Annotated in this window: 18 protein-coding genes and 2 tRNA genes; 12 read left to right on the top strand and 8 right to left on the bottom strand. The window is 71.6% G+C overall.

Annotated features, from left to right (window positions below; genetic code table 11):
• Window positions 1-40 precede the first annotated feature (40 nt).
• Window positions 41-1,501: a glucose-6-phosphate dehydrogenase gene (gene zwf, locus ACYVC6_RS12625; RefSeq protein ID WP_460714537.1), complete on the top strand. Its 1,461-nt coding sequence runs from the start codon at window positions 41-43 to the stop codon at window positions 1,499-1,501.
• A 32-nt stretch (window positions 1,502-1,533) separates the two neighbouring features.
• Here zwf and ACYVC6_RS12620 read toward each other — a convergent pair whose 3' ends face one another.
• Window positions 1,534-2,199, bottom strand: a complete 666-nt coding sequence (locus ACYVC6_RS12620) for a response regulator transcription factor (protein WP_460714535.1) — start codon at window positions 2,197-2,199, stop codon at window positions 1,534-1,536.
• A gap of 213 nt (window positions 2,200-2,412) precedes the next feature.
• On the bottom strand, window positions 2,413-3,504 hold the full coding sequence (locus tag ACYVC6_RS12615) for an adenosine deaminase (protein WP_460714533.1): 1,092 nt from the start codon (window positions 3,502-3,504) through the stop codon (window positions 2,413-2,415).
• Window positions 3,505-3,685: 181 nt separating this feature from the next.
• Between ACYVC6_RS12615 and ACYVC6_RS12610 the strand changes: the two genes are divergently transcribed.
• The 9 genes from ACYVC6_RS12610 (at window position 3,686) to ACYVC6_RS12570 (ending at window position 13,131) form a co-directional block, all read left to right on the top strand.
• Window positions 3,686-4,453, top strand: coding sequence for a DsbA family protein (locus tag ACYVC6_RS12610; RefSeq protein ID WP_460714531.1), 768 nt, complete (start codon window positions 3,686-3,688; stop codon window positions 4,451-4,453).
• Entirely contained in the window at window positions 4,450-5,097 is a 648-nt protein-coding gene (locus ACYVC6_RS12605) for a vitamin K epoxide reductase family protein (protein WP_460714529.1), read from the top strand. The genes ACYVC6_RS12610 and ACYVC6_RS12605 overlap by 4 nt, the downstream gene beginning before the upstream one ends.
• A gap of 44 nt (window positions 5,098-5,141) precedes the next feature.
• A complete protein-coding gene (orn, locus tag ACYVC6_RS12600; protein WP_460714527.1) occupies window positions 5,142-5,786 on the top strand; it encodes an oligoribonuclease in 645 nt (214 codons plus the stop codon).
• Window positions 5,787-5,892: 106 nt separating this feature from the next.
• Window positions 5,893-5,968: transfer RNA gene (locus ACYVC6_RS12595), tRNA-His, on the top strand.
• Between the two features lie 40 nt (window positions 5,969-6,008).
• Window positions 6,009-6,932, top strand: a complete 924-nt coding sequence (locus tag ACYVC6_RS12590) for a GNAT family N-acetyltransferase (RefSeq protein ID WP_460714525.1) — start codon at window positions 6,009-6,011, stop codon at window positions 6,930-6,932.
• Window positions 6,933-6,954: 22 nt separating this feature from the next.
• Entirely contained in the window at window positions 6,955-7,962 is a 1,008-nt protein-coding gene (locus ACYVC6_RS12585) for an iron ABC transporter substrate-binding protein (RefSeq protein ID WP_460714523.1), read from the top strand.
• Between the two features lie 68 nt (window positions 7,963-8,030).
• Window positions 8,031-9,554, top strand: a complete 1,524-nt coding sequence (locus ACYVC6_RS12580; RefSeq protein WP_460714521.1) for an ABC transporter permease — start codon at window positions 8,031-8,033, stop codon at window positions 9,552-9,554.
• Window positions 9,536-10,576 carry an ABC transporter ATP-binding protein gene (locus ACYVC6_RS12575; protein WP_460714519.1) on the top strand — a complete coding sequence of 347 codons (1,041 nt, stop codon included), beginning with the start codon at window positions 9,536-9,538 and terminating at the stop codon, window positions 10,574-10,576. Before ACYVC6_RS12580 ends, ACYVC6_RS12575 begins: the two co-directional genes overlap by 19 nt.
• Window positions 10,573-13,131: an AMP-binding protein gene (locus ACYVC6_RS12570; protein WP_460714517.1), complete on the top strand. Its 2,559-nt coding sequence runs from the start codon at window positions 10,573-10,575 to the stop codon at window positions 13,129-13,131. The genes ACYVC6_RS12575 and ACYVC6_RS12570 overlap by 4 nt, the downstream gene beginning before the upstream one ends.
• Here ACYVC6_RS12570 and ACYVC6_RS12565 read toward each other — a convergent pair.
• Together ACYVC6_RS12565 and ACYVC6_RS12560 are read right to left on the bottom strand one after the other, a co-directional pair.
• Entirely contained in the window at window positions 13,079-15,130 is a 2,052-nt protein-coding gene (locus ACYVC6_RS12565; protein WP_460714515.1) for a penicillin acylase family protein, read from the bottom strand. The two genes, ACYVC6_RS12570 and ACYVC6_RS12565, sit on opposite strands and share 53 nt — an antisense overlap.
• A gap of 170 nt (window positions 15,131-15,300) precedes the next feature.
• Window positions 15,301-16,251: a pirin family protein gene (locus ACYVC6_RS12560; RefSeq protein WP_460714513.1), complete on the bottom strand. Its 951-nt coding sequence runs from the start codon at window positions 16,249-16,251 to the stop codon at window positions 15,301-15,303.
• Window positions 16,252-16,372: 121 nt separating this feature from the next.
• On the opposite strand from ACYVC6_RS12560, the gene ACYVC6_RS12555 reads away from it, so the two are divergent.
• Complete coding sequence (locus tag ACYVC6_RS12555) at window positions 16,373-17,935, top strand: phytoene desaturase family protein (protein ID WP_460714511.1); 1,563 nt, start codon at window positions 16,373-16,375, stop codon at window positions 17,933-17,935.
• Window positions 17,936-17,958: 23 nt separating this feature from the next.
• On the opposite strand, the gene ACYVC6_RS12550 is transcribed toward ACYVC6_RS12555, so the two are convergent.
• Window positions 17,959-19,290 carry a lipase family protein gene (locus ACYVC6_RS12550; RefSeq protein WP_460714509.1) on the bottom strand — a complete coding sequence of 444 codons (1,332 nt, stop codon included), beginning with the start codon at window positions 19,288-19,290 and terminating at the stop codon, window positions 17,959-17,961.
• 121 nt (window positions 19,291-19,411) lie between these two features.
• On the opposite strand from ACYVC6_RS12550, the gene ACYVC6_RS12545 reads away from it, so the two are divergent.
• Window positions 19,412-19,484: transfer RNA gene (locus ACYVC6_RS12545), tRNA-Lys, on the top strand.
• A 13-nt stretch (window positions 19,485-19,497) separates the two neighbouring features.
• Here ACYVC6_RS12545 and ACYVC6_RS12540 read toward each other — a convergent pair.
• From ACYVC6_RS12540 to ACYVC6_RS12530, 3 genes are all read right to left on the bottom strand, one after another.
• Window positions 19,498-21,060 (bottom strand): GGDEF domain-containing protein, encoded by a 1,563-nt coding sequence (locus ACYVC6_RS12540; protein ID WP_460714507.1) that lies wholly within the window; start codon window positions 21,058-21,060, stop codon window positions 19,498-19,500.
• A 101-nt stretch (window positions 21,061-21,161) separates the two neighbouring features.
• On the bottom strand, window positions 21,162-22,166 hold the full coding sequence (locus tag ACYVC6_RS12535) for an aldo/keto reductase (protein WP_460714505.1): 1,005 nt from the start codon (window positions 22,164-22,166) through the stop codon (window positions 21,162-21,164).
• Complete coding sequence (locus ACYVC6_RS12530; RefSeq protein ID WP_460714503.1) at window positions 22,159-23,160, bottom strand: LacI family DNA-binding transcriptional regulator; 1,002 nt, start codon at window positions 23,158-23,160, stop codon at window positions 22,159-22,161. Before ACYVC6_RS12530 ends, ACYVC6_RS12535 begins: the two co-directional genes overlap by 8 nt.
• Window positions 23,161-23,169 lie beyond the last annotated feature (9 nt).

Genomic DNA, 23,169 nt, shown 5'->3' with positions numbered 1-23,169 from the left:
CTATCGGTGCCGGCTGGGTTGCCTGGGTAACCATGGGGCCATGTCCGCGTCCTCCTCGAGCTCCCCGAACGGCAACGGCCTCGCTCCGCACGTCCTGGTCCTGTTCGGTGCGACGGGCGACCTCGCCGCCCGCAAGCTGTTCCCCGGGCTCTACAACCTCGCGGCCGCAGGCCGGCTGCCCCACGACTTCCGGGTCATCGGCAGCGGCCGCACGTCCCCGGGCACGGACGAGGAGTTCCGCAGGTCGGTGCGTGGGTCGCTCGAGGAACGGGTCGAGGACCTCGACGAGGAGGTGGCCGACGACCTGCTCGCGCGGGTCAGCTTCCAGACCTCCAACGCCGAGGACGGCGCCGACCTCGCCGCAGCCGTCCAGGCGGCCGAGGCCGAGCTCGGTGACGGGGACACGTCGACAGACGACGTACGCCGCCTGGTCTACCTGTCCGTGCCACCGTCGGCGATGCTCGGCATGATCGCGATGCTCGGCCGGGAGGGGCTCGCCGACCGCGCCCGGCTGGTCGTCGAGAAGCCGTTCGGTCTCGACCTGGGGTCCGCCCGGACGCTCGACGCGGCGCTCAAGGAGGTCGTCGAGGAGGACCAGGTGTTCCGCATCGACCACTTCCTGGGCAAGGAGGCGGTCCAGAACATCCTGGCGCTGCGCTTCGCCAACGGGCTGTTCGAGCCGGCGTGGGACCGGCGCAGCATCGAGTCGGTGCAGATCGACGTGCCCGAGGAGCTCGACATCCAGGGCCGCGGCAGCTTCTACGAAGGCACCGGCTGTCTGCGGGACATGATCTCGACCCACCTGTGCCAGCTGCTCGGCTTCGTGGGGCTCGAGGATCCGGGCGCCTTCCACGAGCGACACTTGCGCGACGCCAAGGCTCGGGTGTTCGAGCAGCTGCAGCCACTCGACCGCGAGCGGGTGGTCTTCGGCCAGTACGAGGGCTATCGCGACGAGGAGGATGTCGACCCCGACTCGTCGGTCGAGACGTTCGTGGCGATCGAGGCGTTCGTCGACAACGACCGCTGGCGCGGCGTCCCCTTCTACCTGCGCACCGGCAAGGCGATGGCGCTGAGCTGCCGCACCATCACGCTGCGCTTCCGCAACCCGGTCTGCGACTGGTGGGCGCCGCTGTCGGCGGACGGGGTCGACCCGGGTCCCAACGAGCTGATCCTCCAGCTGAGCGACGAGGCCCACATCTCGCTGGAGATGCGGGCCAAGAAGCCCGGCCCCGACATGGAGCTCGTCGAGGCCGTGATGGCGGTCGACTTCGCCCAGGACTTCCCGCACGACGACCCGCTCGAGGCCTACGAGCGACTGATCCTCGACGTCCTGCGCGGGGACCGCACCCTGTTCACCCGGTCCGACGAGGTCGAACGGCTCTGGGAGGTCTGCCAGCCGTTGCTCGACGACCCGCCCGAGGTGCTGCCCTACGCGAAGGGCTCGTGGGGCCCGCAGGCCGCGCTCGACCTGCCCTTGGGCGGCTGGCGGCTCGGCGGCTGAACCGCGGACGTCGGGCCGACTAGGACTGTGTCCTAGCCGGGGGGCGGCGTCGAGGTCTCCCGCATCACGTCGGGGCGGAAGCCGTGGCTGACACCCCAGAGCACGGCCTGCGAGCGGCTCGCGACCCCCATCTTGCGGTAGGCAGTGCGGATGTAGGTCTTGACCGAGTTGATCGACAGGTAGCTGCGCCTGGCGATCTCCTGGTTGGACAGGCCCTGGGTGATGAGCGCGATGATCTCGGCCTCCCGGGCGGTCAGGCCCATCGCCTTGCCCGGCCAGTCACCTGCCTCGCGGTCCCGGCCGGCCGGCCTGGTCGGCACCACGACGTGGCCGGCGTGCACAGCCTCGATCGCACGCACCAGCTCCTCCCCCTGGAGGCTCTTCGACAGGTAGCCGGACGCGCCCTGCTGGATCGAGCGGGCGACCAGCTCGGGCTGCAGGTTCCAGCTGAAGATCGCCACCTTGGCGCCGTTGCCCTCGACGAGGTCGTCGAGGTCGATCCCATCACCCTGCACCTGGCCGAAGGTGTCGTAGAGGACCACGTCGACGTCCTGCACGACGGCGACCTTGGCGTCGAGCTCGACGACCGCGACCCGGTCGGAGTAGGGCTCGAGTAGGCCGGCGACCCCCCGCACGACGAGCTCGTAGTCGTTGACGACGGCCACCCGGACAGGGCCGTTTCCTGGGTGAGTGCTCATGTCACCGCGTTACCCCGCGACCGCCCGTTCGACACCCCAAAGGGTGACGACGTCGGGGTGAAGCGGGTCACGGCGCTTCCGCCGACGGGACTCGGAGCGTCGCGCGGCCGTCACATCAGCCACGTGCGACACGCCGCGTCAATCCGGGGACCGAGGCGGTGCCGCCCCTACGTTGGTCGTGGCCCCGCATCGTATGAGGTTGCGGGGCCTGAACTATTTGGGGCCTGGACTACTTGGTGCCTGACCACTTCCCGGTCCCGACGACTGCGCGGTGTACTCGTCGATCTCGCCGAGGATGCGGGCCTTGACCTGCGGCTCGGCGAACGACGCGTGGACGCCGGCCCGGGCCAGGTCAGCGACTCCCTCCCGGTCCAGGCCGAGCAGGTCCGCAGCGATCTCGTACTCCCGGTTGAGGGAGGTCGAGAACATCGGCGGGTCGTCCGAGCCCAGGGTGATCACGACGCCCGCGTCGCGGAACGCGGTGATCGGGTGCTCGGCCAGGCTGGCCACCGCCCGGGTGGCGACGTTGGACGACGGGCAGACCTCCAGCGGTACGCCGGTGTCCGCGAGGTGGGCGAGCAGGGCCGGGTCCTGCGCCGACGAGGTGCCGTGCCCGATGCGCTCGGCACCGAGGAGGCGCAGCGACTCCCAGACCGTCTCCGGCCCGGTCGTCTCGCCGGCGTGCGGGACCGAGTGCAGACCGGCCGCACGCGCGGCGTCGAACACCGGCTTGAACTGGGCGCGCGGCACGCCGATCTCAGGGCCACCCAGCCCGAAGGCGACCAGCCCCTCCGGACGGTGGTCGACGGCGTACGACAGCGTCGCCTCGGCGGCCGGCAGCCCGAACTCGCCGGGAATGTCGTAGATCCAGCGCAGGACCAGCCCGAAGTCGCGCTCGGCCTCGACCCGAGCGGTCTCGATCGCCTCGGTGTAGGCCTCGATCGGCATGCCGAGCGACGGGTCGTCGGGCCGGACCGAGGTGTACGGCGTGCAGGTGAGCTCGGCGTAGCGCAGCCGCTGCTCGGTGGCCATCTCCCGGGCGACCTCGTAGGTCAGGTAGTGCACGTCCTCGGGGGTCCGGATGAGCGCGACGACGGCCAGGTAGACCTCGATGAAGTGCGCGAAGTCGCGGAACTCGTAGAAGCGGCCCAGCTCGTCGCGGTCGCTCGGGACCGGGCCCGGGTGGCGGGCGGCCAGCTCGCTGACGATGCGCGGCGAGGCCGAGCCGACGTGGTGCACGTGCAGCTCGGCCTTGGGGAGGCCCCGGATGAACTGGTCGGGGCCGTGGCGGGTGGGAGGTGTCACCAGACCACTCAACCTCCTGGAACGGGTGGACTGCCAGTTGTCGACCGCCGGGCACGACGTCCCGACCTGGGGGGACGTTCGTCCCGACCACGGCCTGGGCCCATGGTGATCGAGGAATCGCCTCCTACCCTGGACGCGAACGAGCCCGAGGCATCGACCGGCACGACAACGAAAGCAGCGGATGAGCAAGCAGTCACGCATCAGGACCCAGGAGCTGCGCAAGGCACAGCTCGAGGCAGCTGCGAAGAAGGCGAAGCAGCGCAGGATCGTGCAGGTGCTGGGCGGCATCGTGATCGTCGGTCTGGTCGCGGCGATCGTGCTGGCTGTGGTCAATGCGACCGGTGGCAGCGATCGCGACGTCGCGGGGCCGACCGGGGAGGTCGTCCCGCCGCGGAACATCACGGACTCGGGCGCGGTCCAGGTCGGCACTGCGGACGCTCCGGTGGCTGTCGAGGTCTTCTACGACTACATGTGTCCCGCGTGCGGCGCCTTCGAGGCCGCCAACGGCGACGAGCTCGACCGGCTGATGAGCGAGGGCGTCGCTCGGCTGGAGCTGCGTCCGATCTCCTTCCTCGACGAGACGTCCGAGGGCACCCGCTACTCCACGCGCGCGGCCAACGCCTTCGCCACCGTCGTGGACGGCGCTCCCGAAACGGCCTGGACCTTCCACCGCGCGCTCTACGCGGAGCAGCCGGAGGAGGGCACCGAAGGGCTCAGCGACGACGACATCGCGGCGATCGCCCGCGACTCCGGGGTTCCCGATGACGTGGTCGACCGGTTCACGGACGACACGTTCGAGCAGTGGGTCGCGTCGGTCACCGTGGAGGCCTTCGACTCCGGCATCAAGGGCACCCCGACGATCAAGATCGACGGCGAGGTGTTCGGGGGCGACCCCTACTCCGTCGGAGACCTGACCGAGGCGATCGAGTCCGCCGCCGGCGACCAGTGACCCGCACCCTCGACGAGCTCGCGCCCCCGGTCCACGGGTCGCGGCTGGGCGAGTTCCGCCACAGCAGTGTCACCGTCTGGGTGACGATGCTGATCGCCTCGCTGGCCAGCCTCGTGGCGTCGTTCGTGTTGTCGGTCGAGGCGCTGACGCTCGCGGAGAACCCCAACGCCGACCTGGGCTGCGACATCAACGCGGTGATCAGCTGCGGCACCGTCGCCAACTCCTGGCAGGCCCACGTCCTCGGCTTCCCCAACGCGTTCCTCGGGCTGATGACCGAGCCCGTCGTGATCACGATCGCCGTCGCCGGCCTGGCCGGCGTGCGCTTCCCCCGGTGGTTCATGCTCGCCGCCCAGGTCGTCTACACGATCGGGCTGGCGTTCGCCTACTGGCTGTTCCAGCAGGCGATGTTCGACATCGGCGCGCTCTGCCCGTGGTGCATGCTGATCACTCTCGCCACGACGCTGGTGTTCTTCGAGATGACCTACATCAACATCCGCGACGACAACCTCTACCTGCCTCGACGACTGCAGGCCGCGCTGACCGGCTTCATCCGGTCCAACCTGGACCTGATCCTGCTCGTCGTCTGGCTGCTCGTCCTGGTCCTGGCCGTGGTCCTGAGGTACGGCGAGGCGCTGTTCGCCTGAGGCCGGCCCCGCTGCTTCCCGCTGCGCCGCTCTAGGGTGGTGGGGTGAGCGAGCGACTGGTCTGGATCGACTGCGAGATGACAGGTCTCGACCTGGTGAACGATGCGCTGATCGAGGTCGCCGCGCTCGTGACCGACTTCGACCTCAACGTGCTCGGCGACGGGGTCGACATCGTGATCAAGCCCCCGGACGAGGCCATCGCCCAGATGGGCGACTACGTCCGCCAGATGCATCAGAAGTCGGGTCTGACCGCCCAGCTCGACTCCGGCGTGACGCTGCAGGAGGCCGAGCGGCAGGTGCTGGCCTATGTCCGCAAGTTCTGCGCCGAGGGCAGCCGGCCGCCGTTGGCCGGCAACACCGTGGCCACCGACCGGTCGTTCCTGATCCGAGACATGCCGACCTTGGAGTCCTTCCTCCACTACCGGATCGTGGACGTGTCCTCCATCAAGGAGCTGTCCCGGCGCTGGTTCCCGCGGGCCTACTACCAAGCGCCGTCCAAGCGCGGCAACCACCGTGCCCTTGCTGACATCCAGGAGAGCATCGAGGAGCTGCGCTACTACCGCGAGGCCGTCTTCGTGCCCTCCCCGGGTCCCGACAGCGACACGTCCCGGCGGATCGCGGCCAAGCACAGCGGGTCGATCACCGGCCTGCCCGAGGTGCCACCCGCGGAGGCAGCCGCCGAGGGCTGACCGGCCCGGCTCCCACCGACGACGCCCGGCGTGGATACCGATTCCCGGCCGACGGCGGGTCTCCCTTAGACTCCCGTGTCGGTCCTGGCCCGCCCAGGACCACTTGGTGGGTGTAGCTCAGCTGGTAGAGCGCCGCGTTGTGGTCGCGGATGTCGCGGGTTCAAGTCCCGTCACTCACCCCAGGTCTGTTGCCCCGGCCCATTCTCTGACTAAAGTCAGAGAATGGGCGACACCGACGTGATCCGGCGGTTCAACCGGACCTACACCCAGCGCATCGGCGCGCTGGACGAGTCGTTCCTCGGGCTCGGCCTGCCGTTGGGCCTCGCCCGGCTCGTGTTCGAGATCGGCAGCGAGCCTGGCGACCCAACCGTGCGCGACCTGCGGGTGCGGCTGGGCCTCGACTCGGGTCACCTCGCCCGGCAGCTCCGATCGCTGGAGGAACGCGAGCTGGTCGAGGTACGTCCCGACCCCGCCGACCGGCGCCGCCGAGTGGTGACGCTGACCCGCAGCGGACGGGTGTTGCGCCGTCGTCTCGACGACCGGTCCGAGCATCTGGCAGCCCGGCTGGTCGAGCCGCTCACCGAGCGACAGCGGGCCCGGCTGACCGAAGCGCTGGCCACGGCCGACCTGCTGGTCCGGGCCGCCACGGTCGACCTCGTGGAGGTCGATCCGCGCTCGCCGGCCGCGAGGTCAGCCGTCGGACACTACTTCGCCGAGCTGGACACCCGCTTCGCCGAGGGGTTCGACGTCGCGGCCGCCGAGGCGGACGACCTCGCCGACCCCGAACTGCACGCCGTCCGGTTCCTGGTCGCCACGAGCGCCGGGGAGCCGGTCGCGTGCGGAGGGGTGCGCGAGCTCGAACCGGGCGTCGGCGAGATCAAGCGGATGTGGGTGCACGACGGCTGGCGCGGAGCCGGCCTCGGTGCCCGGCTCCTGCGGAGGCTCGAGGACGTGGCGCAGGAGATGGGGCACCGCATCGTGCGGCTCGACACCAACGGCACCCTGACCGAGGCGATCGCGATGTATGAGCGGGCCGGCTACCGGCCGACGGAGCGCTACAACGACAACCCGTACGCCCAGGCGTTCTTCGTGAAGCATCTCTCACCCGAGACCCGGCCGGCAGCAGGTAAGGTTAGGCGTCCCTAAGCCTGCCCCGAGAGGCCTCTCCATGCGCCGCGCACTGGTCGCGCTGTCCGCCGTCGTCCTGACGACCCCGCTACTCGCCGCTTGCGGCGGCGAGGACGACGGCCCGTTCATCACGGTCTACAACGCCCAGCACGAGGAGCTGCTCAACGAGGTCGCCCCCCTCTTCGAGAAGAAGACCGGGATAGACGTCAAGCTCCGCAGCGGCAAGGACCTCGAGCTCGCCAACCAGCTCGTCCAGGAGGGCGACGCCTCGCCGGCCGACGTCTTCCTCACCGAGAACTCCCCCGCGATGACCCTCGTCGACAACGCGGGGCTGTTCGCCCCCGTCGACGAGGAGACGCTCGCCCTCATCCCCCCGCAGTACGTCCCCTCGGACAAGAGCTGGCTGGGCTTCATCGCCCGCTCGACGGTGCTCGTCTACAACACCGATGCCGTCTCCGAGCAGGAGCTGCCCACCTCGCTGATGGACCTCGCCGAGCCGGAGTGGGCCGGCCGGGTGGCGTTCTCGCCCACCGGCGCGGACTTCCAGGCGATCGTCAGCGCGGTCGTGGCCACGCAGGGCGAGGACGCGGCGCGCGCGTGGATCCAGAGCCTCGCCGACAACGGGACCGTGCTCGAGAACAACCTGGTCGTGATGAAGGCCGTCAACGACGGCGAGGCCGACGCCGGGATCATCTACCACTACTACTGGTACCGCGACCAGGCGGAGTCCGGCGAGAACAGCGACTCCTCCGCACTGCACTTCTTCGGCAACCAGGACCCGGGTGCCTTCGTCAGCGTCTCGGGTGCCGGCGTGCTCGCGTCCAGCGACAAGCAGGACGACGCCCAGGAGTTCGTCAGGTTCCTGGCCGGCGAGGAGGGCCAGCAGGCCATCGCCGACTCCTACGCCCTGGAATACCCGCTCAACCCCGCCGTCTCGCTCGCGCCTCCGGTCAAGCCCTTCAGCGAGCTGCAGCCACCCGTGATCGACGTGTCCACCCTCAACAGCGAGGTGGTCGTCGAGATGATGCAGGACGTAGGTCTGCTCTGAGCACGACCACCGCCCCCGCCGACGGGCCTCGCGCACCAGCGACCGAGGTCCCGGGCGAGCGACGTCGCGTGCCGACGGCGCTGTTTACCGCCGGGGTGGCCGTGGGGGTCCTGGCGCTGGTCCCGCTCGGCTTCGTGGTCGTCTACACCGTCCTGATCGGGCCCGGCGAGGCCTGGCACCTGCTGGTCCGGCCACGTGTCGGAGAGCTCCTGACCAACACGGTGGCCCTGGTCGCCGCGTGCACGGTGACCTGCACCGTGCTCGGCGTCGGGTGCGCGTGGGCGGTCGAACGCACGGACGTGCCGCTGCGCCGGCTTTGGCACGGCCTGCTGGTGGCACCGCTGGCGATCCCGGCGTTCGTCAACAGCTACAGCTGGGCCTCGCTCGTCACCGGGATCCACGGGTTCACGGGCGCTCTCGTCGTCATCACGCTGTCTTACTACCCGCTCGTCTACCTGCCGGTCGTCGCGGTCCTGCGTGGCCTGGACCCGGCCCTGGAGGAGGCGTCCTACTCGCTGGGCCACAGCCGGGCGACGACGTGGGTGCGGGTGGTGCTGCCGCAGCTGCGGCCGGCGGTCCTGGGCGGCTGCCTCCTCGTCTCGCTGCACCTGCTCGCGGAGTTCGGGGCGCTGCAGATGCTCCAGTTCCCGACGTTCACCACCGCGATCTACGACCAGTACAGCTCGACCTTCAACGGCCCGGCGGCCACCATGCTTGCCAGCGTCCTCGTGCTGGCCTGCGTGCTCATCCTGGTGGCCGAGCTGCGGCTGCGTGGTCACCGGCGCTACTCCCGGGTCGCACGCGGCGCCGCCCGCCCCGCCCAGCCGATGCGGCTCGGGCTCGGCAAGGCGCCCCTCACGCTGGCGCTCGCCGCGGTGGTCGCACTGGCCGTGGGGCTGCCGGCCTACAGCCTGGTCCACTGGCTCCGGGTCGGCTCCTCCACCGAGTTCCCGGTCGGCGCGCTGGCGACTGCCGCCGGCACCTCACTGGGGCTCGGCGCGGCCGCGGCAGCGCTGACCGTCCTGCTGGCGATGCCGGCCGCCTGGCTCGCGGTGCGCTACCCGGGCCTGGCCAGCAACCTCGTGGAGCGCAGCACCTACGTCGCCAACGCGCTACCCGGCATCGTGGTGGCGCTCGCCCTGGTGACGGTCTCCATCCGGGTGTTCCAGCCGGTCTACCAGACCTTCGCGCTGCTGCTCCTTGCCTACGCGATCATGTTCCTGCCCCGGGCCGTGGTCAGCGTCCGGGCCGCCCTCGAGCAGGCGCCAGTCGTGCTGGACGAGGTCTCGCACAGCCTGGGCGTCGGTCCGCTCGAGACGGTCCGTCGGGTCACGCTGCCGTTGATCGCACCGGGCCTGGGTGCGGGCGCCGCCCTGGTCTTCCTTGCCGTGTCGACCGAGCTCACCGCGACGCTGATGATCGCCCCGATCGACACGACCACACTCGCCACCCGCTTCTGGGCCGAGTCGTCGTCGGTGTCCTACGGCGCCGCCGCGCCCTACGCGCTCCTCATGGTGCTGATCTCGGTGCCGGCCGCGATCCTGCTCGGGCGGCACGCGAGCCTGACCTCTCCGTGGGAGGCACCGCGGTGACCCGGCTGCAGCTCGAGGGCGTCAGCAAGTCCTTCGCCGACGTGCGCGCGGTGGTGTCGGTGGACCTCACGGTGCCGCATGACTCGGTGACCGCCGTACTCGGCCCCTCGGGCTGCGGCAAGACCACCCTCCTGCGGCTCGTGGCCGGCTTCCTGGTTCCCGACACCGGCACCATCCGGTTCGGGGACGACGTCGTCGCCGATGACCGACGGGCGACGGCGCCGCAGCAGCGCAAGGTCGGCTACGTCCCGCAGGAGGGCGCCCTCTTCCCGCACCTCGACGTGGCCGCCAACATCGCCTTCGGACTCCCCCGGGCTCTGCGTCGCTCGGCCCGGGTCGGCGAGATGCTGGACCTGGTCGAGCTGCCCGCGTCCTACGCCTCGCGTCACCCGCACGAGCTGTCCGGTGGCCAGCAGCAGCGGGTGGCCCTGGCGCGGGCGCTGGCGCCGGACCCCGCGGTGGTCCTGCTCGACGAGCCGTTCTCGTCGCTCGACGCGTCGCTGCGGGCCAGCACCGGGCGAGCTGTCGTCCGGGCCCTGCGGGTGGCCGGGGCAACGGCGGTGCTCGTCACCCACGACCAGGACGAGGCGCTCAGCCTGGCCGACCAGGTGGCGGTCATGCGCGAGGGCCGGGTCGTGCAGGCGGCCTCTCCGCGCCAGATCTACCGGTCACCGGTGGACGCGGAGGTCGCCAGGTTCGTCGGGGGCGCAGGAGTGCTGCCGGCGACGGTCCGCTCCGGCCGCGCAACCACGGCGCTCGGCGTTCTGGACGTCGTCGGCGACGTCCCGGACGGCGAGGTCGAGGTGCTGGTGCGCCCCGAGCAGCTGCTGCTCGGCGTGGACGGCGCCGCGACCAAGGCCCGGGTCGAGGAGGTCGCCTACTACGGCCACGCCGCGGCGGTCACGCTGACCGTGCTGCCCGGCGGGCCCGTGCTGGTCGCCCGCACCGGCGGGTGGGACGTGCCGACGCCCGGAGCGACGGTCACCGTCGCCGTGGCCGGGCCCGTGGTGGTCTTCCGGTGACGGTCCTGCTCGCGCCCAAGCGCACCCGCGGCAAGGTCCTGCCCGACCTGGCGCTCCACGGTGGCCGCACGGCGTTCGTCGGTCCGGATGGTCCGGTCTCCTACTCCGAGCTCGCCGGGCGCGCGGACGCGTTCGCCGAGACCGTGCTCGGGACCACCCGTCGCCTGGTGCTGGTCGAAGGCGCCAACCACCCCGACGCCCTGGTCGCCTACCTGGCCGCCCTCCAGCACGGCCACGTCGTCCTCCTCGTCCCCGACGGCTCCCCGGACGCGGTGCCCCGATCACGCGCGGTGCTGGACACCTACGACCCCGACGTGGTCGTACGCCGGCGCGGCGACCACTGGCACAGCGACATCCGTCGCGCCGGCTCGGCCCACGACCTGCACCCGGACCTGGCGCTGCTGCTGAGCACGTCCGGCTCCACCGGCTCGCCCAAGCTGGTCCGGCTCTCCGCGGACAACGTGCGCAGCAACGCGGCCAGCATCGCGACCTACCTGGGCCTGACCCAGGCGGACCGCGCGGCCACCTCGCTCCCCCTGCACTACTGCTACGGGCTGTCGGTGGTGCACAGTCATCTCGCGGTCGGGGCCAGCCTCCTGCTGACCGAGGGGTCGGTCGTGGACCGCTGCTTCTGGGACCGGTTCGACGACGCTCGGGCGACGTCGTTCGCCGGCGTGCCCTACACCTTCGAGCTGCTCGAGCGCTCCGGGTTCCCGCAGCGGCGGCACCCGTCGCTGCGCTACGTCACCCAGGCCGGTGGCCGGCTCGCGCCGGACCTGGTCCGCAGGTACGCCGCCCTGGGAGAGCGCGACGGCTGGGACCTGGTCGTGATGTACGGGCAGACCGAGGCGACCGCCCGGATGGCCTACCTGCCGCCGCGGCTGGCGGCCTCGAGGCCCGACGCCATCGGTGTGCCGATCCCCGGCGGCGCGCTGCGCATCGACCGGGTCGACGGCCTTCTCGACGACACGGAGCCCGGCGTCGGCGAGCTCGTCTACTCCGGCCCTAACGTGATGCTGGGCTACGCGGAGACCGCCGCGGACCTGGCCAAGGGGCGGACCCTGACCGAGCTGCGCACGGGGGACCTCGGGCGCCTCCGCGACGGGTTGTTCGAGCTCACGGGCCGGACCGGCCGGCACACCAAGCTGTTCGGCCTGCGGCTCGACCTCGACCGGGTCGAGGAGATCGCCTCGACGCCGCGCACGCCGGTCTGGTGCGTCACTCAGGGCGACGCGCTGCATGCGTTCACGACGCACCGGCGTCGGACCGACGCCGTCCGCGCCCGGGTCGTCGCGGCCACCGGACTGCCGGCCACTGCCGTCCGGGTCGTGAGCATCGACGAGCTCCCTCGGACGGGCGCGGGCAAGGTGGACCGGGCGGCACTGGAGCACCAGGCGGAGCTGGCGGCGGTCGCCGGGGCCAGTTCACTGCCACCGACGACCGAGACCGCCCCGCTCACCCCCCGAGACGTCCGCGACGAGCTCGCGATGGTCCTGGGCCGTCCGGACGCCACGGTGGACTCCACCTTCGTCGGGCTCGGCGGGGACTCACTCTCCTACGTCGAGCTCGCCACCCGGCTCAGCCGAGGGCTCGGCGACCTCCCACCCGACTGGCACACCCGCACCGCGGCCGAGCTGGCGCAGGTCCGGCGTGCGGGCCGTGGGGTGCTCCTCGACCCGACCGTGCTGCTGCGTGCGCTCGCGATCCTGGCGATCGTCGGCACGCACGCCAACCTGTTCACGGTCGTCGGCGGGGCACACCTGCTGCTCGCCGTCGCCGGCTACAACTTCGCCCGGTTCCAGCTCACCGACTCTCCGCGCGCGACCCGCGTCCGTGCCGCGCTGGTGGCGACCACCCAGGTCGTCGTGCCGAGCACGCTGTTCATCGCAGCGGTGGGCCTGGCGACCGGCGACTACGACCTGCGCACGGCGGTCTACCTCAACGGGGTGCTCGGGCAGGACCGGTGGACCGACCAGTGGCAGTTCTGGTTCCTCGAGGCGCTGGTGTGGACCTCGCTGGCCCTCGTGGCGCTCGTGTCCGTCCGCGCGTTCGACCGCTGGGAGCGGCGCCGGCCCTTCTCGACAGCCGCCGCGCTCCTGGCGGTCGCGCTCCTCCTCCGGTTCGCGTGGGTCGGCCTCGAGGCCGGGCCCACCGAGCGCTACACCGTCGGGGTCGTCGCGTGGTGCTTCGTAGCCGGCTGGGCGGCCCAACGGGCCAGGAGCAGCCGGCAGCGCGTCGTCGTGCTCATCGGCACCGTGGCCGGGGCTGCCGGGTTCTTCGGCGACCCGCAGCGCGAGCTCCTGCTGGTGGTGTCGGTCGCCGCCCTGGCCTACGTCCCCTCGGTGCGGCTGCCCGCCCGGGTCGCGGCGGCGCTGGGCGTGCTGGCCGCGTCGTCGCTGTTCGTCTACCTGACGCACTGGCAGGTCTATCCCCACCTCGAGGACGACTACCCCCTGCTGGCGACGCTCGCCTCGTTCGCGGTCGGCATCGCCTACTGGCTGCTCATGCGCCCGCTGGTCCGGCGGCTGGGCGCGGCTCTGCGCTCACCTCGTTGAGCAGGCCCCAGTCGGTGACGATCGGGAGCAGCCGGCCCTCGGCCCAGGCCTCGAGCTGGTCGGTGTGGTGCGGGCTGCGCGGGTCTCCCGAGGAGCCCATCGGGACGACCCAGCCACTGGTCGCGGTGCCCGAGAGGTCCCACACGTAGCGGGCGACCGACCCGCGATAGCACTCGTCGGTGATCGCGGGCAGCGAGCCGGTGCAGAGCACGCAGTCGATGTCGCCGGAGACCGCGACGGCCGGGACCTCGGGCGCGACCAGGTCCTCGTCTCCAAGGTCGAAGGCATGCGTGGGCCCCAGCACATGGGTCGCGCCCCAGGTCGGCGGGTGGCCGGCCGCGTCGTCCAGTGCGGCCGTCGCCAGGCGGCGCACGTCGATGCCGAACGGGTCGCCCGCCGCGACGATCGTCTCGATCGCGAGCCCGACCCACGCGGTGAGGTCGAGGAAGACCGCGAACACGTCACCGTGGACCGAGGAGTCGCGCAGCCCGGCCAGCGCCGGCTCGTCGACCAGCCGCCTGGTCAGCGCGGTACGCCACGCGGCGAACGCCGCGGCTCCCGCCGAGTCGGCGTCCATCCGCCCGTCCCACTCGGTGATCAGGCGCTGGACCTCGGCGCCGGCGGCCGTCGGCGCGAGCTCGCGGACGAGCGCGACCGGGCCGGCGGCGGCGGTGTTGAGGGTGTCGCTGTGGAACGCCTCGAAGTCGGACGGCGCGAGGTCGTCGCGTCCGTCGAGCAGGCTGCGCAGGCGCTCGGCGCGATGTCGCGGGGCGAAGGTGTTGCCGATCAGCTCGCTCTCCGTGCCCCGGCGCTCGTTGGCGGTGACGACCTGCCCGTCCGGCGGGATGTCGTGGCGGGGCAGCTCGACCCAGCCGTCCCAGCCGCCCTCCGGGTCCGACGACACCACGATCCCCTGGCGACTGGCGGCCGGGTGCACCGGCACCCGGCCGGCGTTGCGGAACCGGACCGCCCCGTGGGCGTCGGCGATGACGACGTTGTTGCCCGGCTCGACCCACGCGTCGAGCGCGGCGTCGACGTCGTCGACGGTGCGCGCCCGCAGCAGCGGCAGCAGCGACTCGAAGCCGAGGTCGCCCAGGACCGTGGCCGCGTCCCGGAGGCTGAGCCCGCGCCCCGCCTCACGGTCCAGCTCGAAGAGCGGGCCGCGCGGGGTCGTCGCCACCTCGACGGTCACCGTCTCGCCGCCGCGCACGACGACGATCTCCTCGTGCTGCTCGACGACGTCGTCCAGCGACTCCTCGAACACGTCCTGGTAGTCGGCGCAGGCGTTGGTGATACCCCAGGCCACCTGGCCCGCGTGCGCGAAGTGCTGGACCCCCGGCACGCCCGGGAAGGTGAGCCCGGCGACGTCGAACCCGTCACCCGGGTCCTCGCAGGCCAGACGCACCTGCATGTAGACACCGGGCGACTCGATCGTGCGGTGCGGGTCACCGCCGATGAGCGGCACCCCGCTCGTGGTCCGACCGCCACCCACCGCCCAGGCGTTGCTGCCGGCCGTCACCGCCCCGTCCCGGGCCAGGAACCGGGCATCGTCGCCGAGCACCGACCGGGCCCGGTGTCGCCAGAGCTTGTCGGGCAGGGCCGCGAAGAGCAGGTGCTGGGCGTGGAAGACAGCCAACGGGGTCCACGGCTCCCAGGACTCCGGCGCGACGCCGAGCTCGGCCAGCTCGGGCGCGTCCGCGTGCAGCCCGGCGTTGACACCCTCGACGTACGCCGTCACGAAGTCCTGCGTCTCGGCGCCCAGGTTGTCGAAGGCGCGCTGCGCGGTCTCGGCCATCCGGGTCCGGCGGGCCAGCACGTCCCAGCCGAGCAGCCGCCGCCCGAGGATCTCGGCGGCGGTGCCGGTCGCCCGGCGGCGGAGGTACTCCAGCTGCCAGGCGCGGTCCTTGGCCGTGATCAGCCCCTGGCCGCGGACCAGGTCGAGCACCGAGGTGGCCCGCACGTGTGGGACGCCGTACGCGTCGCGATAGAGCCGGGCCATGTTCCCTCGGTGGTCGGGTTGCGAGCATGCGAGCCTCGAAACCTACCGGCCGTGCTCACGTTCCAGCATCGGCTTTCGAGGGTCTCGACTCGCGCGGACCCGACTTCGTCCCTCAGTCGCGCGCGCTGCTCGACCCCCTCCTACTCTGACCCTCCTCGTTCCTCGGAGGCTCAGAGTCCGGGGATGTGCCCGAAGATCCCGCGCTGGAAGTCCTCGTAGGCCTGCAGGACCTCCGACTTGGTGTTCATCACGAAGGGTCCGGCCCAGGCCAGCGGCTCGCGGATCGGCTGGCCACCGACCACGATCACGTCCAGCTTCGGCGACCGACTCTCCTGGCTGCCGTCCGCGGTGACCGTGAGGTAGTCGCCGGCCCCGAGGACCGCGGACTGTCCCTGGTGGATCGGGCGCCCCTCGGTGCCGACGGTGCCGCGACCGTTGAGGACGTAGACCAGGGCGTTGAAGTCGACATCCCAGGGCAAGTCCAGTCGGGCGCCCGGTTCGATCGTCGCGTGCACCAGCGACATGGGCGTGAAGGTCGATCCCGGGCCGTGGTGCCCGTCGACCGATCCGGCGATGACCCGGATCAGCGCCCCAGCGTCCGCCGAGGTCAGCAGCGCGACCTCGCCCGAGCGGATGTCCTGGTATCTCGGGTCGTTCATCTTGGCGTCGCGGGGCAGGTTGACCCAGAGCTGGATGCCGTGGAAGAGGCCGCCCTGCTGCACCAGCCACTCCGGCGGAGCCTCGATGTGCAGCAGCCCGGAGCCGGCCGTCATCCACTGGGTGTCGCCGTTGGTGATGGTGCCGCCACCACCGTGGCTGTCCCGGTGGTCGAAGACGCCGTCGATGATGTAGGTGACGGTCTCGAAACCCCGGTGCGGGTGCCACGGGGTGCCCTTGGGCTCTCCCGGCGCATACTCCACCTCACCCATCTGGTCCATCATGATGAACGGGTCGAGGTGGCTCAGGTCGATGCCGGCGAACGCGCGCCGCACCGGGAAGCCCTCGCCCTCGTATCCCGACGGGGCGGTGCTCACCTGCCAGACCGGCCGCGGTTGGTCACCCAGGCCGGGCTCCTTGACGCGACCGAGCACGGTGAGGTCGTCGACGGTGATGGCGGGCATGGCGGGTCACTCTTCTCGTTCGATGGTGTGGGGCACCCGGCTCAACGGTAGTTGAAGATTGGATATTCCGCGGGTCAGCCGCCTCCCCGACTTCACCGCCACCGGAACGTAGGTTGGCGGGATGAGCAGCACCTACGACGTCGTCGTGGTCGGCGCCGGACACAACGGACTCGTCTCGGCTGCCTACCTGGCCCGCGCCGGCCTTCGGGTCCTCGTCCTCGAGCGGCTCGCGTCGGTGGGTGGCGCGGCGGCGTCGACGGCGGCGTTCGACGGTCACCCGGCCTTGCTGCCGCGCTACGCCTCCCTGGTCTGGTTGTTGCCGCAAGAGATCCTCGACGACCTCGGGGTGGACGTCCGGCTCGCGCCGCGCCCGATGGCGTCCTACACCCCGGTGTTCCGAGACGGGAAGGCCAGCGGTCTCGTGGTGGAACGGCCCGAGGGTCGCGCCACGCGCAACTCCTTCATCGCGTTGACCGGCGGGGGCCGCGAGTACGACGTCTGGTGCTCGTTCTACGGCGAGGTCGCCGCGATGGCCCGGGCCGTCGCACCCACCATGCTGCAGCCTCTGCCGACCGAGCGCATGGTCTCCGAGCACCTCGACCCCGGCACCTGGCGGGAGTTCGTGACCGTCCCCCTGGGTCAGGTGATCGAGCGGCGCTTCGCCGACGACACGGTCCGCGGCGTCGTGGCCGCCGACGCCCTGCACGGCACGTTCACCTCGATCAAGGACGACTCGCTGGCGCAGAACCGGGCCTTCCTCTACGCCCTGATGGGCCACGGCTCCGGTGAGGCGCGGGTGCCGGTCGGCGGCATGGGTGCCCTGTCAGACGCCCTCGCGGCCTCGGCCATCAGGTCGGGTGCGGAGGTCCTGACCAACGCCGGCGTCAGCGCGATCCGGGCCGGGGAGGACTCGGCCGAGGTGACCTGGGACGACCCGTCGGGGTCCCACACGGTCCAGACCCGGTTCGTCCTCGCCGACGTGGCCCCCTGGGTCCTGCGCATCCTGATGGGCGAGGCCGACGACCTGGAGACGAAGCCCGCGGGCGCGCAGGTGACCGTCAACTTCCTACTCGACCGGCTGCCCCGGCTCAAGTCCGGGATGGACCCCGCGGTCGCCTTCGCCGGCACGTTCTACGTCGCGTCGGAATACTCGACCCAGGAGGCGTCGTACGCCGAGGCGGCGGCCGGCCGGGTGCCGGCCACCATCCCTTGCTCGGTCGTGTGCCACACCCTCACCGACCGTTCGGTCCTGGGGAGCGCGGCGTCGGCGCAGCACACCCTGACGCTGACCACGCTCAACACCCCGGCGTCGCTGTTCAGCGCCAACTCCCCCATGACCAAGGGCACCGTCGTGTCGCGGGCGATTTCCGCGCTGGACGCGCACCTCGTCGACCCGCTGGAGAGCTGTCTGGCCGTGGACGCGGCCGGACGCCCCTGCCTCGATGCCAGCATCCCCCAGGACATCGAGCACGAGCTGGCGATGCCCGGTGGCCACCCCCACCACGGCGACCTGGACTGGCCCTGGGCCTCCAACCGGGCGCGGCTGGACACGCCAGCCCAGCAGTGGGGGGTCCAGACCGACCACGCACCGGTGCTGCTGTGCGGGGCCGGCGCCCGACGCGGCGGAGCCGTCTCCGGGATCGGCGGCCACAACGCCGCACAGGCCGTGCTCGCCTCGCGCTAGACGAGACTCGGGCAGGGCTGGGACTAGGGCCGCTTCTTCCTGACCTTGAGCGGCGCCAGGGAGTTGCCCGGACCGATGTCGGCGCAGTTGCCGGCGAACGGGGCGCCGGCGAAACGCTCGCCGAGGAACTCCATCGCGGTCGGGAAGAACTGCAGACCGCCCTGGGTGTGGTCGGCGCCGTCGTAGACCTCGAACTCGACGGTCACCCCCTGACCGCAGTACTGGTGGGCGAGGGCCTCGACGTCCTTCGCGACCATCACGTCGTCACCGATGCCGTCGTGGTTGCCGACCCCCATGTAGATCGGCATCGTCGGGTGCCCCTTGGCGCTGCCCATGATCAGCCGGTTGACCACGCGCGCGAAGGCCGGCACCCGCAGGAAGCGCTTGTACTTCTTCTTCACCAGCCGCTGCACCCGCAGGCCCGGGTAGTTGCCGTTGAACCCGCCGATGCACTCGTCCTCGACCTCGTCGGTGACCCGCTTGCCGTAGGGCGACTCGTACTTGTCCATCCGGAGCCCGAAGGCGCGGCCCAGCGACACCAGCACCGCGGGGATGACGCCCGACCAGGTCTGGCTGCCGTTGACATAGCTGAGGTTGTGGGCGAGGTGCACCGGGATGCCGCCGATGGCCGTGCCGACGACGTTGAGCTCGGGTGCGTACGTCGGCGCTAGCTCGCTGGCCCACTCGCCGGCGATCGAGCCCCCTGAGTAGCCGAAGAGCGCCACCTTCTGGCTCTTGGGCATGCCGAGGTAGCTCTCGGTGGCGCGGATGCTGTCCAGGGTGCTCCAGCCCGACTCCTGGCCGGCCACCCAGTGCAGGTCGGTGCCCTCGAAGTCGGGCACCGTGACGGCGTACCCCTGCGCGGCGAGGGTCGTCACCAGCCCCAGCTCCGTCTGCGCCAGCTCGGCGTTCTCCTGACCGGGGTCCCCGCCGCGCAGCGTGTAGCTCGGGCTGCACTTGTCGCCGAGGGCGTCGTAGAAGCTGAGGTAGGCGACCAGGCCGGCATTGGCCGGACCCGTCGGATTGACCACCGTCGTCACCGTCACGCTGGGCTTCTTCTGCTGGTCCTGGGTGCGGTAGAGCAGCTGTGTCGCGGGGAGGAATCCCTGGCCCGACTGCGGGACGCCGATCGTCACCGACCGGCTCTTGAGCACGGTGCCCCGGGCGATCTGTCCCAGCGGCTTGGTGCCGGTGTAGGTGTAGAACGGGTCGTCGTGCGGCAAGGGGATCCCGGCCTCCTCGGCGGCCGCCGAGGCTGCTGGGGCGGCCTCCGTGCTGACCGGGCCGGCGAGGCCGGCGAGCACGGCGAGCACCGTGGCGAGGACGAGTGAGGGAGCGCGTGCAGGGCGGGACATGAGGGCCTTCGGTGGGCGTCTGAGGGTCTGTGCGGGCAACGACCCGGGACCCCCCGCGGTTACGCCGTCCCGATTTCTGTGCGCCCCGCCGCGCTGGTAGCGTTGGTGGTCGCTTCAACGCGCGCCATTAGCTCAATTGGTAGAGCAGCTGACTCTTAATCAGCGGGTTGGGGGTTCAAGTCCCTCATGGCGTACCGAGCAGAAATTTCAGGAGATCACCCGGTTCCGGCCGCCGCGCTTGGCCGAGTGGAGGCGGGCGTCGGCGAGGGAGAGCAGGGCCGCTCTGTCGATGCCGTCCTCGGGTGAGGTCGCGACGCCGATGCTGGCGGTCACGGCCACCCCGGTCGCCACCTCGGACCATGGGTGGATGGCGATCTCCCGGCGCAGCGAGTCCAGCCGTTTGATGCCCTCGGCGCGGCCGACCGGCAGGACCAGCAGGAACTCCTCGCCGCCAACGCGGGCGGCGACGCCGCCGTCCACGCCGAGCGCCGCGTAGTCGAGCAGGCCGGCGACCACTCGGAGCACCTCGTCGCCGACGGCGTGGGAGATCGTGTCGTTGATGCGCTTGAAGTGGTCGAGGTCGATCAGGCCGACCGTGACGCCCGATCCGTCATCGCAGGCCGTGCCCAACAGCTCCTCGATCCAGCCGTCCAGGCCGCGGCGGTTGCGCAACCCGGTGAGTGGGTCGCGGACCGACAGCTCCCGGAAGTGCTCGCTGGCGCGCCGCGCCTCGGTGGCCTCGAAGATGGCGTGCATGGTCCGGGCCTGGGCTTCACGTTGCAGGGCCCGCAGCCGGGCCTCGGCCTCGTGGAACTCCCGGAACGCCTCGTAGGCCGCCTGGTAGTCACCCCTGGCCGCGGCCAGCCCGGCGAGCTCGTGCTGGGCCTCGGCGCGGCGGCCGGTCAGCGCGTACTGGTCGATCAGCTCGAAGCACTGGTCGAGCGCGGCCTGGGCGGCGTCGAGCCGGCCCCCGAGCCGGTAGACCTCGGTCAGCGCCAGCAGCGCCAGCACCCGGCCGTCGCAGTCCTCGCCCGCCGCCTCCGCCGAGCAGACGGGGACCAGGACCTCGATCGCCTCGTCCAGTCGACCCACCGCCATGTAGATCCTCGCGATGGTGTCGCAGTCGTGGGCCATGAGGTCGCGGCCCTCCGCGGCGGCGTCGGCCCGCAGGGTCTCCGCGGTCACCAGCGCCTGGTCGATGAGGCCGGCTTCGAACTGGGTGAAGGCGAAGTTGTTGAGCCAGGCGCTGCGCATGATCGGGTCCTCGCACCGCGCGAGGAGGTCGGCGCACTCCTCATACCTGGCGATCGAGGCGGCGTAGTCGCCACCGGCTCCCAGCGCGTCCGCCAGGCACAGCAGGTGGTCGGCCCGGATGTCCTCCTCGGCGTCCGGACCCAGAAGCTCGACGGCGGCCACCGCGTGCTCGAGCATCAGGGCGGGATCCCCGACGCGGCGGAACAGGGCCGAGAGCCTGCGGTGGCTGCGCGCCACCAGGAACGTCTCGCCGTGGTCCTCGGCCCACGCCTTCACCTCTCGCATCAGGCGCGCGCCGTCCTCGGTCTCCCCGATCCGCGCCTGGGCCGCGCCCTTCAGCAGCAGCAGGCTCTGGTAGTCCACACCGTCCGCGCCGGTCTCCGTCCGGTCCAGGTGCTCGCGCGCCAGCTCCAGCGCCGCCCTGGCGTCCTCGCGCAGCAAGGCATCGACGCGCTGCACCGCGTCACGCAGCTGGTCGACCACGGAAGTCCCCGCCTCCTGCTCGCGCTGCCCCACGCAGCGCACCCATGCGCTTCGAGTATGCGCAGAGCCGCGGGTCCGCACCGGAGAACCGCCAAGAAGGCGCCGGAACCCAGACTGTTCGGGTCAGTCGGGGGCTACCACCGTGACTGCAGGGCGTCGGCCAGATGTTTCGCATAGATCTGACCGACGCCGTCCAGGAACTCGTCGGGCAGGTCCTCGGCCAGGCCTGCTGCCGCGTTGGCGCGCGCCTGCTCCACGTTGCGCGCCCCCGGGATCACGGTGGTCACGCCGGGTTGCTGCCACACCCAGGCGATCGCCGCCTGCGCGGGGGTCAGCGGTGCCGCGAAGCGCTCGACGAGCTGCTTGAACTCCTGAGCGGCCGCGACGCCGGTCTCGAAGTCGACGCCGGAGAAGGTCTCCCCCACGTCGAAGGCCTCACCGTGGCGGTTGTAGGTGCGGTGGTCGTCTGGCGCGAAGGTGGTGCTGAGGTCGTAGCGGCCGGAGAGCAGGCCCGAGGCAAGGGGCACGCGGGCGATGATCCCCACCTCCGCCTCCACGGCCGCCGGCAGCACGTGGTCGAGGGGCTTGAGGCGGAACGCGTTGAGGATGATCTGCACCGAGGCGAGGTGCGGCCTCGCGATCGCTGACATGGCCTCGTCCACGGTCTCGACACTCACCCCGTAGGCTGCGATGGAGCCCCGGTCGACGAGGTCGTCCAGCGCGTCGTACGTCGCGTCGGCATCGATCACCGCCGACGGGGGGCAGTGCAGCTGGACCAGGTCGAGACGGTCCACCCCGAGGTTCCGGCGGGACCGGTCGACCCAGGACCGGAAGTTGGCGGGCGTGTAGCTCTCGGGGACCAGTTCCAGGCGGCGACCCATCTTGGTGGCGACCGTGATGTCGAGGTCGGGGCGAGCAGCGAGGAACCGGCCGATGATCTGCTCGCTCCGCCCGTCCCCGTAGACGTCCGCGGTGTCGAAGAACGTGACGCCGGCTTCGGCGGAGGCCTCCAGCACGGCGTACGCGTCGCGCTCGGTGACCGACCCCCAGTCGGCGCCGAGCTGCCACGTGCCGAGCCCGACCACCGAGATCTGGCGTCCCGTGCGACCCAGGGCTCGCTGACGCATTGCTTCAGACATCTCTCTCACTCTCGGGTGGTGGTGCGGCGGAGCTGGCCCGCACGACCAGCTCGGGACTGATGAGGCGGTCCGGGGCGGGCGTCCCGGCGATGGCCGCCTGAAGTATCTCGATCGCCCGCTGCCCGACCGCGGTGAAGTCCTGGCGGACGGTGGTCAACGGCGGGATGAGATAGGGCGACTCGGGGATGTCGTCGAACCCGACGACGCTGACCTCGTCCGGCACGCGGATGCCGGCCTCGGACAGCGCCCGCAGCAGGCCGATGGCCATGTGGTCGTTGGCGCAGAAGACCGCCGAGACGTCCCGGCGCCGGGCGAGCTGCTGCCCGATCTCGAAACCGAACCTGGCGGTCCAGTCACCCTCGACGTGCGGCGCGGGCCGCAGGCCGCTGGCGTGCATCGCCTGCTGGTAGCCGGCGAGGCGCGCCCGCCCCTCGGTCCAGGACTGTGGGCCGGCGACGTGGACGATCTCGGTGTGCCCCTGCTCGAGCAGGTGCCGGGTGCCGAGCTCGGCCCCGGCCACCTGGTCCACGCCGACGGTCCAGTGCGTCTTGGTTTCGTCACCCTCGACCACGACGACCGGGAGCCCGAGGCTCTCCTGGGCTCGCGCCACCTCGAGGGCCTCGTCGGTGGCCGCGATCAGCACGATCCCTTCGACGCTCTGGTTGCGCAGGTGGTTGATCGCGTCCAGCAGCTCGTCACGGGTCAGGCCGGGCAGGCTCGCTGAGCTCACGAAGTAGCCCGCCTCACGCCCAGCGGTCTGGACGGTCCGGTGCACGGTGCTGGGTCCCCAGAACCCGCCTTTGGCGCCGATGACCCCGATGGTCGCCGAGCGACGGGTCACCAGGGCGCGGGCCGCGGTGTTGGGTCGGTAGCCGAGCTGTCGAATGGCCGCCAGCACGCGCTCACGGGTCTCCGGGCGCAGGCTGCTGTGCCCGTTGATCACCCGCGAGACGGTCTGGTGGGAGACGCCCGCGAGCATGGCGACGTCAGCCATGACGGGGGA

The organism is Nocardioides dilutus (assembly GCF_054779555.1).
The sequence above is the reverse complement of the archived record's forward strand: the minus strand, read 5'-3'. Positions and strand labels throughout refer to the sequence as shown.